Consider the following 16669-nt stretch of genomic DNA (forward strand, 5'->3'; position numbering starts at 1 on the left):
TCGCAATTTCATGTAACAGGTTTATGTGACAGGGCGGACGGTAATGCGATCGCACATGTCCTGAATGGTCGATAACGGCGGCAGGCGCGGCCCAATCTGGCTGAGTGCCCCCATTGAATAGGCTGTGGCGAGAGCGGCGCAGTCCGCCAAGGACTTTCCGCTGATTAAGCCAGCAACGATGCCTGCTACCATTGCATCACCTGCTCCCACTGTGCTTTTTACCTCAATGGCAGGCGGTTGAGCATGGACGGCTTGTTTGTGATCGATAAACAGCGCACCCTCTGCCCCCATCGATACGACAACATAGGGAATACCGGACTGGATTAGCTCCCGCGCAGCGGCTACGATCTCTATGTGGCTGGAAAGAGAGACTCCTAGCAACTCTTCCAGCTCTGCCTGATTGGGCTTAATCAGATCTGGTTTGGCGGGTACCCCACAGCGCAGGGCATCACCGCTGGTATCCAGCACCACGCGCCGATCGAAGACTTTGACAGCGCCAATCAGCAGGTCATAGATGTCATTGGAAACGCCGCCCGGAACGCTGCCAGAGAAAACAAACCAGTCGCACTGCTGCGCTAGCGCATTGACCACATCCTGCAGGATCTGGATATCCTCTTCTCTCGGTTCCTGACCCGGATAATTAATATCAGTGACTTGTGCCTGGGCATCGTCCACAATCTTGATGTTGACGCGGGTTTCGCCAGGGATGCGAACAAAGTGATCGGCAATTCCCTTGTGCTGAAAGAGCTGGTGGAACAGCGCAACGTTGTCTTCGCCCAAGAAGCCGCTGACGCTGACATCATGGCCTGTATCGGCCAGGAACGAAGCCACATTCACCCCTTTACCGCCCGCATCGTCCTGCTTCCAGCTGACGCGATTCACCGCATTGGCCCGAAAATTAGCAATGGCCACCGTCTGGTCAATGGCTGGATTGAGGGTAATGGTTGCAATTCGCTGACTCATAGATCCCGCACCTCCGCTGCCATGCGGCAAGCCAATGCTTTCTTGGCTAATCGCCGCATCTGCTTCATCGACGTGCCTCGCAGCTTGGCCTTGATTTTAGGAATGCTGGGAATATCCATACTCAGTTCCTTCACGCCCAATCCCGCCAGAATCAATGCGCCCAGCGGATCGCCCGCCAGACCACCGCATACCCCAACCCATTTCCCGGCATCGGTTGCAGCCTGCACCGTTTGCCGAATGGCACGCAGCACTGCCGGATGGAGCGCATCTGCTTGCTTAGCGAGAGTGGGATGTCCCCGATCCATCGCCAGCAGGTATTGCGTTAGGTCATTGGTACCGACGGAGAAGAAATCCACTTCCTGGGCGAACTCTGCCGCCATCAGCACAGCCGTCGGCACTTCCACCATCATGCCAATTTCCACCGGAGGGGCATTCAGTTGCGATCGCACTGACTCCAGCACCGTCTTCGCCGCCCGAATATCCTCCAGCGTGGCAATCATCGGAAACATAATCCGGATATAGCCATTCTGAGCAGCCCGCAGGATGGCTCGCAGCTGGGTTTCAAACAGCTCCGTACGCTCCAGGCAGAGCCGTATCCCCCGAATGCCCAAGAAAGGATTGTCCTCGGCGGGCTGATTGAGGTACGGCACATGCTTGTCGCCGCCAATGTCCAGCGTTCGCACAATCAGCGGCAGGCCGTTCAACGCCTGGGTCATCTGGCACAGCGCATCGTACTGCTCGGTTTCGCTGGGCGGATTGGAACGGTTAAGGAACAAAAACTCGGTGCGCAACAGGCCCACTCCTTCGCCGCCTGCTTGAATCGCCTGAGCCGCTTCCGCTGGGCCACCAATATTGGCTACAACTTCAATTCGGTGTCCATCGGGGGTGAGAGCAGGCTGGAAGCGAGTCTGCTGCTCCACGTCGCGCAGCTTGGCCCGTTCGGACTCCGCCTGCCGCGCCTGCTCCAGATCTGCCTCTGTGGGTTGGGCGTAGAGTTGGCCACCATCGCCATCCAGAATGGCGGTTTGTCCGGTTGGTAAATCTAGAATCGCTCGCCCAGCTCCAGCAACCGCCGGAATATTGAGCGATCGCGCAATGATCGCCGTGTGGGACGTAGCCCCACCTGCCGCCGTACAGAAGCCGCGAATCGTTTCGGGGTCAAGTCCCGCCGTGTCGGAAGGCGTCAAATCATCGGCAATCAAAATTACTGGATAATCCGGCAGCTCTAGCCCCGCGTCATCCGAGGCCACCAGCCGCGCCAGCACCCGCTGGCCCACGTCCCGCACATCAGCCGCCCGCCCCGACAGCACTGGATCAGCCAGCGCTTCCAGTTCTTTGGCACGGGTTTCAATCGCCTGCTGCCATGCCCAAGCGGCGCTGTGATTGGGCGGAATTTGGTCAATCGCATTCTGGCGCAGTTCTGGATCGGCCAGAAATTCCTGATGGGCTTGAAAAATAGCGGCTTTAGCCTTGCCGGATCGAGCTTTGACGGCAGTATAGAGTTCAGCTAGATCCGCTTCCGCACTTGCGATCGCAGCTTTTAAACTGGCAATCTCTGCGTCTGTATCTGCCGCCGTTACTGAAAACTCTAGCTTGGCCCGATGAAACCGATAGAGCGGTGCGATCGCAAGTCCTGGTGAGGCCGCAACACCGCTAATCGCATCGCTGGCCAATTCCAGTGCCGGCAGTTCGACGGGTAATTCGGGAGCCGCTTCTTCCTCTTCTTCCAGTCCCTCTTCCACCGCTTCCTGTAATGCTGCCAGCGCTTCGGCGGCATCGTCGCCCTTCGCCATCACCCGCACAACGCTATCTTTGCCAACGCCCAGCTTCAGCAGCGACATCAGGCTTTTGCCGTTAGCCACCTGATCGCCGTACCGAACGCGCACTTCAGCCTCAAAGGATTTGGCTAAATCCGCAAACACGGTCGCCGGACGGGCGTGGAGTCCTGTAGGCGCATCAATGGTCAAATCAACATACTGGTCAAATCCAGCGGTATCGAGTCCGCCGCCACTGGCTGCTGCGCCTGACTGCGCCTCTGATGTTGCACCTGTCAGCCGATCAATAATCGCTTGGGGATTATCCGTTTCCACCAGCTGATTAACGGCAGCGGGATCATCCAGCACATGGGTCAAATTGGTCAAAATCTGCAAATGCTCGTCTGATTTAGCGGCAATTCCAACTACCAGCCGCACCGTTTCGCCCGGATTCCACTCCACGCCTGCGGGCAACTGCACCACAGAAATGCCCGTGGTCAGAATCATGTCGCGGTTTTTGGGCTGCCCGTGAGGAATAGCAATAGTGTTGCCCAGGTAGGTATTGGCCTGTTGTTCTCGGGCCAGCATGCTTTTGACATAGCCCGGTTGAATATGACCGTTTTCCACTAAAAGCTGACCCGCCTGACGAATAGCATCCTCTTTACTCTTAGCGGTCGCCTTCAAACGAATATTTGTTGGCTTTAAATTGACCATGCGAACGTCTCTCGCTGCGGTGAAGTTAAATTTTTATTAGCTCTAACGTTGTAGAACTCTGAGCCCAATTCCTCAACCCTCGAAAGAGAGATAAAATGAGCGATTTGTGGACTTCTGCTGACTTTTACTAATAAATTTTGTCAGCGAAACCAAAATAGCCATCGGCCTAAAACTCACATCTTGCACCTTGCATTTTGAGAACCCGAGGAGGTTATTTTGCCGCCGCATCGCGGCGGCAAAATAACCATTCTGGGTTTTGGTGCAAGATGTGAGTAAAACCAATAGCAACAGCAAAACAGATGGCGGGTTGAATTCGCGTCAGCAAACTCCGTCCGCCAGCCATTCAACTAGCATTAAATTTGAAGCAGAAAGCAGCCCAAAAACTTTGGATCTCCGGCATTCAGATTATTTTTGGCTCCAAACAAGCTATATGTTTATTGTTCAAGCAGCAGGACATGCTGTGAGCTAATCGTTATCTTTTCTTAGAAATCAATTAAAGAAAATTATTGTAAATCAACGAACGCTGCATTTTTGACGGCTTCCTGATAGAACTAGATATTCCTCTTGTTTGCGCCTATGGATCTGCACAGCATTCAAACCTATCGTCGGCCCCAAACACTGGCGGAAGTCAACGACTGGCAGTCAGGCTATAGCTGGCTAGCTGGCGGAACGTGGGTTTATACCGAGCCTCAACCCCAGCTCACTACGCTAATTGACATCACTCAATTGGGCTGGGCCGAGTTAGAGATTACGCCCGACGGTTTGACGATTGGTGCCACCTGTATTTTGAGCGATTTGCTGCGTCCCGCCTATCCTGTGGACTGGCCGGGAGTGCAAGTGCTGAAGCAAGCGGTTCTTGAACTGGCCTCCTTTAAAGTGCAGAATGTCGCTACCGTCGGTGGCAACCTCTGCTTGGCGATTCCGGCTGGAACGTTTGCTCCGGCAATGGTGCTGCTGAATGCGCGCTATGAGTTGGTGACGCCCGCAGGTAAGTCACGCTGGGTAGATGCGATCTCATTTCAAACCGGAATAAAGCAGACGCGGCTGCAACCGGGCGAACTGCTGCGGAAAATCGTTATTCCAGCCGAGAAGTTACAGTGGCAGGTGGACTATCAGCGGATTTGCGTCGCTTCAGCAGGATTAGCGGTTTCGATCGTGGCGACAGCCGTTCAACCTGTAACACAGCGGGTTCGAGTTGCCATTGGCGCTGCGATCGCAGTTCCCTGTCTACTGGAGTTTGACCACCTGCCGTCGGAGTCCGAGGTGTCAGAGGCATTGGACAACCATTTACCGCTAGAGCATTGTTTAAACGACAGCTTAGCCAGTGCAGCCTATCGACGGCATGTGACCCAGGTTCTGATTATGCGATCGCTGAGCATATCGGGACAAGGATCAAGCCATAATACGCTACCCTAAGGAGCGTGAATTTAATAAGGTGAAATCTTTGGGGTAGGGACACGGCAATGCCGTGTCCCTACGGATGGAATGATTGACAGGCTATTTAATTCACGCTCCTAAGTGATCTTGTCGGTGGACACGCCTAACGTTCACAGAAAATAATTTGGGGTCTTTCTAGTCAGATTTGGCATAAGTTGCTTCAGTTTTTCGGTTTTGAGGAAAAGATTTGACAGTCACAGGTGACGACAACGGGAAACGACGCGGCAAGCTAATCGTGTTTGAAGGCGGCGAGGGGGCGGGCAAAACCACTCAGCTAGCCCACACCCAAGCATGGTTACGCACCAGTGGAGTATTGGATAAACTGCGAACCGCTGGCGACATCACCGATATTCTCGTCACCCGCGAACCGGGCGGCACGGCGGTTGGTCAGCAAATCCGTCAGCTGCTGCTCCAGTCGGAACCGGGTAGCTTGACTGACCGGACTGAACTGCTGCTCTACGCCGCCGATCGGGCACAGCACGTCGAGGAGGAGTTACGGCCAGCACTCGAACAGGGACGACTAATTTTGTGCGATCGCTATACTGGATCAACGATTACGTATCAGGGCTATGGTCGAGGGTTTGACTTGGATTTGATTGATCAGCTTAATCAAATTGCCACGGCGGGACTGGCGAGCGATCTGACCCTTTGGCTCGATATTGACGTTGGACTGGGGCTAGCCCGCACTCGTCAGCGAGGTGCGGCAGACCGGATGGAGCAGAGTGATTCTGCATTTCATCAGCGGGTACGAAACGGATTTCAAGCTCTCGCCCAGGCTCAACCCGACCACATTTGCCGTATTGACGCGAGTCAGGCCGAAGATGATGTGGCACAAGCGATTCAAACTGTCCTGATGCAGCACCTATGCCAATGGTATCCCCCCCTTTCGAAGCCATAGTGGGTCAGCCGCAGGCGGTTGAACTCCTGACCCAGGCCGTGCAGCAGCGGCGGATTGCACCGGCTTACTTATTCGCCGGATCGGCAGGCATTGGCCGGAGCCGTACCGCTCTAGCTTTTTTGCGGCTGCTGTTAGCAAAATCAGGTACGGCAGATCCGTTTGCAACCTGCACCGATCCAATCTTGCAAAAGCGAATCCGCGATCGCAATCATCCCGATTTACTGTGGGTGGAACCAACTTATCTGCATCAGGGACGCCGCGTTTCCGTCTCCGAAGCGGCAGAACTGGGCGTAAAGCGTAAAGCCCCACCCCAAATTCGGCTAGAGCAAATTCGAGAGATCAGCCAGTTTCTCAGCCGTCCGCCTCTAGAAGCGGCTCGGGCTGTGGTGGTGATTGAACAGGCTGAAACCATGCGGGAAGCCGCTGCCAATGCTCTGCTCAAGACGCTGGAAGAACCGGGCCAAGCAACGCTGATTCTGCTCGCGCCCGATACCGATGCGCTCTTGCCCACGCTGGTTTCCCGCTGTCAGAAAATTCCGTTTTATCGGCTCAGCCAAGCGGAAATGGCGACCGTTCTTCAGCAAGCGGAGCATGCTGAAATTCTCAATTATCCCAATATTCTGGCGATTGCCCAGGGTAGTCCTGGGGCTGCGATCGCAAGTTGGCAGTATTTAGAAGCGGTTCCGGCTGAGCTGCTGCAAGCTCTCCAAACCCCACCTCAAACGCTCAAACAGGCGCTTACCCTAGCTCGTCAGGTGGATCAAACACTGGATGCCGAAGCCCAACTCTGGCTCATTGAATATCTCCAGCACCACTACTGGCGATCGCCTGCCCCCGATCGCGTCTATCAGCCTAGAGCTATCGTGCCCTGCTTGGATGCGTTAGAGAAAGCTCGTCGGTACCTATTGCAGTACGTCCAGCCTCGGCTAGTTTGGGAAGTGACACTTATACAGATCCAGCAGTCCATGACATAGCGTTAGGCTTAAGGAGGAGTGTGGAAGACTCAAGCTAGTATTTTGAGTAGGCTCATATATTGCACCTCATGTTGCACCTTAAACCAAAGCCTGAAGCGATAGTTTAGCTGCGTTATGCGTCAGCCAAATTAGCTTTCTGGGTTTTGGTGCAAGATGCAAGTAGACTCAGGTCTTGGGTGTACACAGGATATCCCTTTTCATTTTTGGTTTCTTCTATCTGTGCATCAGCGACCAGCGCCATCCAAGTTTGCTTCTATCGGTCAGAAACTGCCTTTACGAGCAGTTTTGATCATTCCCTTTGTAATGCAACTGGTCGGTACAGTGGGGCTGGTTGGTTATCTGTCGTTTCGGGCGGGGCAAAAAGCGGTTGATGAGCTAGTGAAGGAGCTACAGCGCGAGGTTGCCACCCATATTCAACAAGAAATCAAAGCCTACACAACGATTCCTCATGCGGTTAATCAAATCAATGCGACCACTCTGCTGCGCGGCGAGATTGATCTGGTGGCGGTCAAGGGTGAACAGTTCTTTGGCCAGCAGATTCGGTCGTTTCCCACGCTCAACTATACCTATTGCAGTACTGAAGCGGATGGTGCGTTTTTAGGAGCTGGGCGATCGCAGCCCACGGCAGCAGCAGATTCGTTCGAAACGTCCTTTAGCAATGCCGCAACTGGATATCGCTTCCAATACTACTCAGTGGATCGGTACGGCTATCGCGATCAGCTACAGGGAACTCATGCTGAATCTTACGATCCACGAGTTCGACCCTGGTACGAAGCAGCCAAAACAAAGCAAGCCGCCGCTTGGAGTCCTATTTATCTGGATTGGGAACTAGATCTGCCCACGATTACGGCCAGTCTGCCTGTCTATGATGCAGCGGGACAGTTCATCGGCGTGTGTGGAACCGATATTATCTTGACGCGTGAGCTGAATCAGTTTTTGCGATCGCTCAAGGTTGGCCAAACGGGCGCAACCTTTATCATTGAGCGCAACGGTCAGTTTGTGGCTAGCTCCACTACGGACAGCCTGCTGATTACCGACGGCCAACCTGCCGAGCGTCAAGTTGCACCCGATAGCCGCCATCCCCTCATCCGGTCGAGCAGCCAGTTTTTGAACGAGCAGTTTGGGGACTTTAGCCAAATTACCAGTTTCCAGCAGTTGAGCTATCAAACGAATGGACAGCGCTATTTTGTCTCCGTTATGCCCTACCAGGATGCAGCGGGGCTGGACTGGCTGATTATCGTTACGCTGCCGGAACAGGACTTTATTGAGCAAATTCAAAGCAATACCAACCGAACGATCGCTCTGTGCGGCGCGGCCCTAATTCTTTCAATCCTCTTAGGGTTACTGATTGTCCGCTGGGTGCTTCGCCCCTTGGTTACCCTGCGTGACGCCGCCCAGAATATTGCTGAGGGGGGCGACTGGGATCAAACCGTTACGACCCATCATGCGGGCGAAATTGGTGAACTGACCACGGCATTTAATGCAATGACGCAGCGGCTGCGCCATTCCCTCTTGGCGCTAAAGCGTTTAAACCAAACCGTTACTAGCAATGAGCAGCGGCTCAACCAGTTCCTTGAAGCCATTCCGATTGGGATTATGATTCACAGTTGCGATGGCGAACTGGTCTATATGAATCAGCAAGCGCGTCATCTTTTAGATATCGATGAAATGCCCAAAGCAAAAATAACCGACTGCGCCCGCGCATTGAAACTGTATAAAGCGGAGACTCAGCAGTTCTATCCGGTAGATGAACTACCAGTGGCCCAAGCGCTAGCTGGGAAACAGGTCTATATCGATGATATCCAGGTGCATCACTCGTCTGGAACGATTGTGCCGCTTGAGGTCACGGCTACTCCAGTACGGGATGACAATCATCAGATTGCTTATGCGATCGCAGCCTTCCAAAATATTGCCCAGCGCCGTCAAACCGAACAGGTGCTTGCCAATTACAACCAGCAGCTTGAGCAAAAAATTGCTGAGCGCACCCGTGCATTACAGGAAAGCGAAGCGACCAAAGCCGCTATTCTAGAGGCGATCCCCGACTTGCTGATTCGCCAAGATCGACAGGGCTATCAGCTCGACGTTGTGGAAGGAGATGATATCCAAACCGTCGGCACCCTGGATGAACTAATCAATCATCCGGTTACGGATTCGCTACCGCCTCACTTAGTCGAAAAACGATTGCACTACACCCGGCTGGCCCTCGACACAGGTCAGCGCCAAATCTATGAATATGAAATTGAAATTCAGGGTGAATTGCGGCATGAAGAAGCCCGCATCGTGCCCTGCGGCCCAGACGAAGTCCTGATTATTATTCGTGACATTACCAGTCGGAAGCAGATTGAAGCGGCTCTGCAGCGGAGTGAAGCCCAGAATCGAGCCATTCTGACAGCCATTCCAGATCTGATGTTCCAGGTAAACACGGCTGGAGTCTACACCAACTATGTGCGAACCGATGCGCTGACTGACTTGATTTCGGCTTCAGACCTGCCGATTGGCCAAAAGATGCAGGATTATCTATCCCCTGAAATGGCCGAGCATCAGATGCAGGCTCTGAAACAAGCGATCGCAACCCAACAACCCGTCATTTATGAGCAGCAGGTGGTGGTTGATGGGGCGGTTCAATTCGAAGAAGTGCGCGTCGTGGCCAGCGGAGCAGATGAAGCGCTGTTTATTATTCGAGACGTTACCGATCGCAAGCGGGCAGAACTAGAACTGGAAGCGCAGCAGCAGTTTATTCGTCAGGTTTTAGACATGATTCCCAGCTCGGTATTCGTCAAGGACGCAGAGGGTCGCTTGATCATGGCGAATCAGGCTTGCAGCAAGATTCATGGTCTGCCAACTGAAGCCATGTTGGGGAAACGGGAAGACGAGTTCAATCCCAACCTGAGTAAGGCAGAAATTGATCAGTGGGTTGAATACAATCGCCAAGTGATGAAAACTGGGCAACCGCATCAACATCTCAACCAAATCTCGGCCAGCCAAAATGAAGCCGTTCGCTATTATCAAACCATTATCAGCCCCCTAACCGACATCAACGGTCAGGCGCAGGGTGTTGTCGGCAACTCGGTTGATATTACCGACTTGAAGCAGCTCGAGGAAGAACTGCGGCAAATCAACTTGGAACTGGAGCGCCTAGCCACTCTGGATGGTCTGACCCATGTGCCGAATCGCCGTCGCTTTGACGATTATCTGGCTGCCGAGTGGCTGCGATCGCAACGGGAGCAGCATCCCCTGTCGCTGATCATGTTTGATGTCGATTATTTCAAGCTGTTCAATGATTTCTATGGCCACCAGAAGGGAGATGACTGCCTGATTGGCGTGGCCCAGACAGCGCAGTTGGGCATCCGACGCCCAGCGGATTTGCTGGCTCGCTATGGTGGCGAAGAGTTTGCGGTCATGCTGCCGAACACGGACATAAATGGTGCGATCGCAGTTGCACAACAAATCCAGCAGCGGGTTCGCGGTCTTCAGTTTGCCCACGAAAAATCCCTGATCAGTGACCGAGTCACCATCAGCCTAGGCGTTGCCTGTTTAATTCCCCAACGACATCAATCACCCAAAACCCTGATTGAACTAGCCGATCAGGCCCTCTACCAAGCCAAAGATCAAGGTCGCGATCGCTACTGTGTCAGTCCCTCCAGCCAATAGTGCGCTCAAAGTATGGCAGTAGTCACATTGGTTAGCAGATTGGAAAACTCTGAAAACGTTCAACCGTTCAACCGTTTAAACGTTGAATTTTGTAAATATCTCAACAAACCTAGCGACGGCTATAAATTCACTCTAGCTAAATCGCCTAACTCTTTCTAGAGAATGAGCCTATCCTTTTCCACAGAATGAGTACATTCTTGTTTTTTTCTATACGATTGAGCTTAGCAAGCAGATACAGAGAAGGCGCATGGTGACGGCACATCAACCAAAAGCTCAATCGATTAAGCTAGTTCCCGAAGAAACACAAAAGCTTGCCAATTGGGTAGATGAAGTCAAACAAAAAGATATCACTGTTTTTGAACAAGCAAGAACTATTTCTAGACGATTAGGTGCCCACTATCGTAAAGATGGTTTAACAGAAATTGGCTTTTGGGCTCCCGATTTGGGGGCAGACTTACTGCAGTCTAAAAATATTCATCTTGAAATTCTTACTCCTCAAGAAAAGATTAATCCGTCCCAACCGCATCAAAAAGCGAAATTTCATCGTCAGCATTTACCCATTAACCAACAGGAAGAATACCTTTGGGGAGTTTATGAGGGAATTAAAGCGGGTACAAAAGACGAGCTTGGCTCATTTTATTGGCTTCGTTATTTAGGTATTAATACGAATGAGGTCGAGTTTCTAGGCGATACATTTGCCTATTCTCTACCCTATGGATTTTATGCTCCCGCAGAAGTGTACGATCTCCATAAACTACATGAAACCCGCACTGATTTAGACTACTTTAAACAGGAACAAGAAGAGGCAGAGGAAGACATTCCACATGTCAAACCACCTCGCAATATTCTTCAATTGCACATTGGCACCTCATCACCAAACACCTATATTTCTGGATTAACTCAGTTCTATCGTCAGCTAGCCAAGCAGGTCGAAAGTAACCAACCGCTTACCCCCACAGAGGAAAATTTTATTAGCTACGACGCAGTGCAATTGATGCCCGTTGAGCCTAGTGCTGAATATCGAGGCCATCATGATCTGGGGGAAGGTTTTTTCATTTTTGAAGACAAAGATCTTGAGAAAATGAACTTGGCCACAGAAAGTATTGAAGCTACAGACGGCGAAATCGAAATTACGCTGAGGAAACCGGATACCCACAACTGGGGCTACGATATTGTCATCTTTGGCAGTGCAGCCATTGAACCGTCTCTGTTGGAAACACTACGTCCTGATGAACTAATTGAATTTATTTCGACCTTACATAATTTTCCAGGTAAACCCATCCAAGTTATTTATGACGTGGTCTATGGCCATGCTGATAATCAAGCCCTAGATTTACTCAATGGCTGCTTCTTCAAAAGCCCCGGTATGTATGGGCAGGAAATTGAACACCAAAACCCCACTGTTCGGGCAATTTTGCTTGAGATGCAGCGTCGCAAAATGAATACAGGTGCAGATGCCCTGCGTATTGACGGCGGCCAAGATTTTCAGTTTTTCAACCCTTTGTCTGGGCAGGTTGAATATGATGATGAATATCTGAAAGCCATGTCAGATATTCCCCAAACTATTAATGAATATCAGCGCTATCCCTTTCCCATTTACGAAGATGGACGACCTTGGCCCAATCCTGGCTGGGAAGAAGTTTCAACCTACCGTGATGTGCTAGAGTATTTGCCCGATACGGTACAGTGGGGGCCACTCGTCTTTGCCCACAATAAACCCACAGTGCAAAACTTCTGGGATAAGAAGTGGCGACGGGTAAAGGAAGTTATGGAAATGGGGTCACACTGGATTACCGGCTGTGGCAACCACGATACGATGCACCGAGGGAGCTGGGTTGCTCCAGACGGCGACATTAATCGGTATTTGGGCGAGACATTACCTGAGATCTTTAGACAAGGCTACGACAATCCTGCCATTACGATGTGGGTTTATGGCTTTAGTCCTGGAATTCCGATGGACTTTATCAACTGTACAATGCGTGCGCCGTGGACATTCTTCCGCAATACGGATAAGCGCTATGGAATTAAGATTATTGCCAAGGAAGAGCGGTTTATTGACTGGCAAATTGATCCAGAACTGTATCAGCGCTCAGATGCGTTTCCTCGACTCAAAGCAAAAGGTTTTGCCACCGTGCAACAACTGAGCGAATTTGTGGATGTCTTGGCACAGGCGGTAGAGCAGACAAACTATGATCTGCAAGAAATCGCCGATCGCTGCCGATCGCATTTTAATGGTGCTGAGTCTGCTAATGAACAGTCCCCTAATCATGCAGAAAATGTGGCTTGGTTAGAAGATTTTGGCACTGCTTATATGGAAGATGTGCGGGATATCTCTAGTATTTGGAAGCACGAAGCGAGGCTCGATCCGCAACAAACTGCCTATAATCGCGCGTTGCGAGAGTTTCGTCTACAGCGAGATTGGCTACGAGCCGATCTTCTAGAGGGTGATTTGTTCGATCGCATTAGTGATGAAGAACGCACCCTGTTCTATGGCATACGAACGCAACCTTCAAAAAGTGCCAAAACGAAATTGCCCCAACAAGTTGCGATGGTGACTCACATGGGAGGCACACCTATAACGGTGAACTTAGAGAAGTTGTTGGGCATTGATGCCGAGGAATGGCGAGTGACAATGACGTCTCCAAAGCTAGAGGTGAGTAATCTCAAGTCACTGGAGCTACATGATTCTCAAGGGATTCTGTTGGAACACATTTGTAATGATGGCGTTAAGCAAAATGCAGGATGAGTTCGCCCCATATTATGCACTTACAAAATTGGAACCCCAACAGATTGTTTTGCAGCACTGCCCCCAAATAATCTGTTGGGGTTCAAACGACTTTTGAGATCGCGCCAAAGGTAGAGGGCAAATGGCGCAGGGGGTGGATGGCGAAACGCATTGAGCTTGCTGCAATAAAGATATTGCAACTATGCCAGCTATGAAAATTCCCTCATCTCCAGATGAACATCGCCAACTCATTCGTCAGAAGCTAGCGACTGATTTAATCACCAACCCTGAGAATGCGGCTCAGAAAGCAGGCTTGCGCTACGTTAGCGATTCCACGCCAGGGTTGACTCGCAAACGCTGGGGCCGTGGCTTTAGCTACTTCGACGAAAACTGCGATCGCATCCAAGATGAGGACATTCTGGAACGGCTCAAATCGCTCAATATTCCGCCTGCCTGGGAAGACGTGTGGATTTGCCCGAACCCCGATGGCCACCTGCAATCAACCGGACGAGACGAACGGGGGCGTAAGCAATACCGCTATCATGATGACTGGCAAGAACTCCGGAGCCGGGCCAAGTTTGATCGGCTGGTTCCCTTTGGTTTAGCCCTGCCCCTGATTCGACAACAGTGCGATCGCAATCTGCGACAGACTAAGCTCACCCGAGAAAAGGTTGTAGCCATTGTGGTTAGGCTACTAGACGAAACTCTGATTCGCGTTGGTAATTCTGAATATGCTCAGCAAAATTCATCTTATGGTCTGACAACCTTACGCGATCGCCATGTTGAAATTTTCAGCAACAAAATTCGATTTGAATTTACGGGCAAGCGCGGTATCCATCATGAAATCGAACTCCGCGATCGCAGGTTGGCTAGAGCCGTCAAACGCTGCCGAGACATACCAGGATATGAGCTATTTCAGTATTTTGATGATGATGATAATCGGCAAACCATTGACTCAGGAGATGTCAATCAGTATCTGCAAAGTATTACCGGACAAACCTTCACCGCCAAGGAGTTTCGAACTTGGACGGGCACAGTCGAAACGGCAGTTGCTCTTCAAGAAATGGGGGAAGCTCAGTCAGAAACTGAAGCAAAACGCAATATTGTTAGCGCAGTAAAGCAGACAGCAAAGAAATTGGGCAACCGACCTGCCACCTGCCGCAAATACTATATTCATCCATTGGTCATTGAGGCGTATCAATCAGGTCAACTAATACAGCAATTGAATAACACTAAACCTAAAAACAAAGCTAAAGATGATCTATTGGATCCAGAAGAAAGATCTATTTTGAGCTTTTTAGACTCTGTTTCAAGGTAAAAGTTGAGTACTTTAGATTAAGTTGCTTAGCTTCAACTGCAAAATCACCTCATCCCGATAAGTTGACTGGTACTCCGTTCGAAGTTTGGCGGTTTCATACAGAAGTCCTCTAATAATAAATCGAAACGAATCGAATAGTTTAAGTGAAGCTTCGTTATCAATTCGAACATACGTCAGAATAGTCTCCAATTTCTTTTCTTGGGCTGACTCAAGCAGATTTTTGACAAGCTGCTTCGCAATTCCCTGTCGCCGATAATCCGGTGAAACATACAGCGAGCCAACTGTGCCGACATGTTCATAACAGCATCCTGGTTCATTGAGAGACAAACGCGCCATACCGACGATAGATCCTCTATCAATGGCAAAACGCATCAAGTATTGCTGCTCTCGAATGGCAGTATTTACAATGCCTTGCCACTCTTCATCGGTTCGAGCTTGGGCAACTTGTTGACTAGCTGCTAAAAAATTAGGCTGCTCTGCAAGAGCGTTGATGACAAAGCTACGGTATTTAGCCCAAATATCTGCTGATGGTCGGGCAATTTGAACATCCATTGACAGAATATCAGTTAACATACAGCCTTGAGCTCTCATGTTTTTTAAAGCACTATCACTAATTCATCTGTGATTTCTTTATCTACTCATTCATGAAAATTATCTGGAGTCGCACAAACAGAGGTCTTAACCTTAAAGAAAGGTGCAAATCTAAATTAGAAAACTGATTAACAGGTGTGATACATGCAAAAAGCCGCTCTTGAGGGGCATATCAAGTGCTATGGCTGTTTTTTGCACTAGAAATAGCCTAGATGGTTATCGCGATGCCGCTAGTTCAGTACGGGCCAAATTGCAGGTCAAATTACAGACAAAATTACAGATAAAATTACAGACAAAACTTATTTGCATCGAAAAACGCAGATCGATAGCTATCTTAAACTGATAATGAACGCACCACCCCAGCGGGATGGTGCGTTTACTATTAATTCAGTTCATAAGCTATTTCATCGATCTATATACAAGCGTAAATCTGTACAAGATGGGGGCTTATAAATAGTTCAGTTACAGCGTAACGGTTTAAGCAGCAGTACTAGTATTCCACTGGCAAAGGCAGACGCTGTACAAACACCAACTAATACTGGAAATGGTAATCCTCGATCGTATAGCCAGCTCCCTAGTAAAAGACCAAGGCTGGTCATGACATTTAGAATGGAAACCAATAACGCATAGGTCGCGGCTTCATTTCCTTTTGTGCAGACCGTGGTAAATAAATCTAAAATTCCTAAAGTTGCGATCGCAGTTGCTAATCCTGCTAGCAGTGATACCCAAACCGCACTACGGGCATCTTGCATAAAGATGAAAACGAAGGAAGCTAGAGCACTAAATAGAATAATGCTGCTCAGAAGCTGCTTTTGGCTAAAGCGCTGTGCAACAACTCCAAAACACACTGCGCCGATCCCTAAACCCAGAAACTCAATGGCTTTCAGTTGTCCAATAAATTCATCTTCAAACAAAAGAGCTCGACTTTGATAAATATAAACTGGTAACTTGGGAGCTAATCCCAAGCAAAATACTAACGCTAGAATAGCTAAAGCTTGTGCTGATTGAATTGCCTGCTTTAGGGTGTTTAAATGCTGGCGAATTCGGAGCGATTGCTGTCCAGAAGGTTCTTGGATAAATCGAGTCACTACGGTTAGTCCAAAGCACGGAATGATAGCACTTGCAAAAAAGGCAGTTGAAAGAGGCATGTGATCTGCTAGCCACCCACCCATCAAATACATTCCCACTGCACCAAATCCCAATCCGGCCCATTGAGCGGCTTGTAAAGGTCTCGTTGCTTGATAGCGCTGGCCTTCTACAACCATTAAGCGATCAGTCAAAACATCAGAGAAGGCAATACTGGCTGAAATAACTAAAATTGCCACAATTAATGTTGTCAAGGTATAGGTTTTGACCTGTCCTAAAATAAGAAAGCTAGTAAAAACTAAACCATAACAAATAAAGAAATAAGATTTCATCCGATAGCCTAACAGTGGAACGCTATCGACTAAAATTCCCCAGACTGGTTTAATAAACCAAGGCAAGAAAATAATGGCTTGAAAACCTGCTAACTCAGCCGCTGTAAACTGGAGTTCTTCTTCTAAGTATTTAGCAACTGGAAGCTGAGCTAAACCCGGATTAACGCAAGCTGCCTGAATAAAATACAGCAGCACCATTAAAAACGTAAGTCGCTTCACAACAAAT

General features: G+C 49.9%; 10 protein-coding genes. 6 read left to right on the forward strand and 4 right to left on the reverse strand.

Annotation, left to right across the window (positions count from 1 at the left end; translation table 11 throughout):
• Nucleotides 1-21: 21 nt before the first annotated feature.
• Together pfkB and ptsP are read right to left on the reverse strand one after the other, a co-directional pair.
• Nucleotides 22-963 (reverse strand): 1-phosphofructokinase, encoded by a 942-nt coding sequence (pfkB, locus tag AC286M_RS02200; protein ID WP_488202826.1) that lies wholly within the window; start codon nucleotides 961-963, stop codon nucleotides 22-24.
• Complete coding sequence (ptsP, locus tag AC286M_RS02205) at nucleotides 960-3431, reverse strand: phosphoenolpyruvate--protein phosphotransferase (RefSeq protein ID WP_488202827.1); 2472 nt, start codon at nucleotides 3429-3431, stop codon at nucleotides 960-962. Before ptsP ends, pfkB begins: the two co-directional genes overlap by 4 nt.
• 576 nt (nucleotides 3432-4007) lie before the next feature.
• On the opposite strand from ptsP, the gene AC286M_RS02210 reads away from it, so the two are divergent.
• The 6 genes from AC286M_RS02210 (at nucleotide 4008) to AC286M_RS02235 (ending at nucleotide 14434) form a co-directional block, all read left to right on the forward strand.
• Nucleotides 4008-4847 (forward strand): FAD binding domain-containing protein, encoded by an 840-nt coding sequence (locus AC286M_RS02210; RefSeq protein WP_488202828.1) that lies wholly within the window; start codon nucleotides 4008-4010, stop codon nucleotides 4845-4847.
• A gap of 208 nt (nucleotides 4848-5055) precedes the next feature.
• Nucleotides 5056-5766: a dTMP kinase gene (gene tmk / locus AC286M_RS02215; RefSeq protein WP_488202829.1), complete on the forward strand. Its 711-nt coding sequence runs from the start codon at nucleotides 5056-5058 to the stop codon at nucleotides 5764-5766.
• The gene (holB, locus tag AC286M_RS02220; RefSeq protein ID WP_488202830.1) at nucleotides 5739-6740 is read left to right on the forward strand and encodes a DNA polymerase III subunit delta'; all 1002 of its coding nucleotides are present in this window, start codon (nucleotides 5739-5741) and stop codon (nucleotides 6738-6740) included. The genes tmk and holB overlap by 28 nt, the downstream gene beginning before the upstream one ends.
• Before the next feature lie 219 nt (nucleotides 6741-6959).
• The gene (locus tag AC286M_RS02225; protein WP_488202831.1) at nucleotides 6960-10391 is read left to right on the forward strand and encodes a diguanylate cyclase domain-containing protein; all 3432 of its coding nucleotides are present in this window, start codon (nucleotides 6960-6962) and stop codon (nucleotides 10389-10391) included.
• Between the two features lie 247 nt (nucleotides 10392-10638).
• Nucleotides 10639-13137, forward strand: coding sequence for a glucosylglycerol hydrolase (gghA, locus tag AC286M_RS02230; protein ID WP_488202832.1), 2499 nt, complete (start codon nucleotides 10639-10641; stop codon nucleotides 13135-13137).
• Nucleotides 13138-13318: 181 nt separating this feature from the next.
• The gene (locus AC286M_RS02235; RefSeq protein ID WP_488202833.1) at nucleotides 13319-14434 is read left to right on the forward strand and encodes a DNA topoisomerase IB; all 1116 of its coding nucleotides are present in this window, start codon (nucleotides 13319-13321) and stop codon (nucleotides 14432-14434) included.
• 12 nt (nucleotides 14435-14446) lie between these two features.
• Here the strand turns inward: AC286M_RS02235 and AC286M_RS02240 are convergent, their stop codons facing one another.
• Nucleotides 14447-15007 carry a GNAT family N-acetyltransferase gene (locus AC286M_RS02240; protein ID WP_488202834.1) on the reverse strand — a complete coding sequence of 187 codons (561 nt, stop codon included), beginning with the start codon at nucleotides 15005-15007 and terminating at the stop codon, nucleotides 14447-14449.
• A gap of 476 nt (nucleotides 15008-15483) precedes the next feature.
• Complete coding sequence (locus AC286M_RS02245; RefSeq protein WP_488202835.1) at nucleotides 15484-16662, reverse strand: MFS transporter; 1179 nt, start codon at nucleotides 16660-16662, stop codon at nucleotides 15484-15486.
• Nucleotides 16663-16669 lie beyond the last annotated feature (7 nt).

It is taken from the genome of Thainema salinarum CENA647, assembly GCF_057732415.1.

What these genes read in the sequence shown, in the direction of transcription:
- pfkB (WP_488202826.1), bottom strand. Translation starts at nt 963, where the DNA reads ATGAGTCAGCGAATTGCAACCATTACCCTCAATCCAGCCATTGACCAG.
- AC286M_RS02210 (WP_488202828.1), top strand. Translation starts at nt 4,008, where the DNA reads ATGGATCTGCACAGCATTCAAACCTATCGTCGGCCCCAAACACTGGCG.
- holB (WP_488202830.1), top strand. Translation starts at nt 5,739, where the DNA reads ATGGTATCCCCCCCTTTCGAAGCCATAGTGGGTCAGCCGCAGGCGGTT.
- AC286M_RS02235 (WP_488202833.1), top strand. Translation starts at nt 13,319, where the DNA reads ATGCCAGCTATGAAAATTCCCTCATCTCCAGATGAACATCGCCAACTC.
- ptsP (WP_488202827.1), bottom strand. Translation starts at nt 3,431, where the DNA reads ATGGTCAATTTAAAGCCAACAAATATTCGTTTGAAGGCGACCGCTAAG.
- gghA (WP_488202832.1), top strand. Translation starts at nt 10,639, where the DNA reads ATGGTGACGGCACATCAACCAAAAGCTCAATCGATTAAGCTAGTTCCC.
- AC286M_RS02240 (WP_488202834.1), bottom strand. Translation starts at nt 15,007, where the DNA reads ATGTTAACTGATATTCTGTCAATGGATGTTCAAATTGCCCGACCATCA.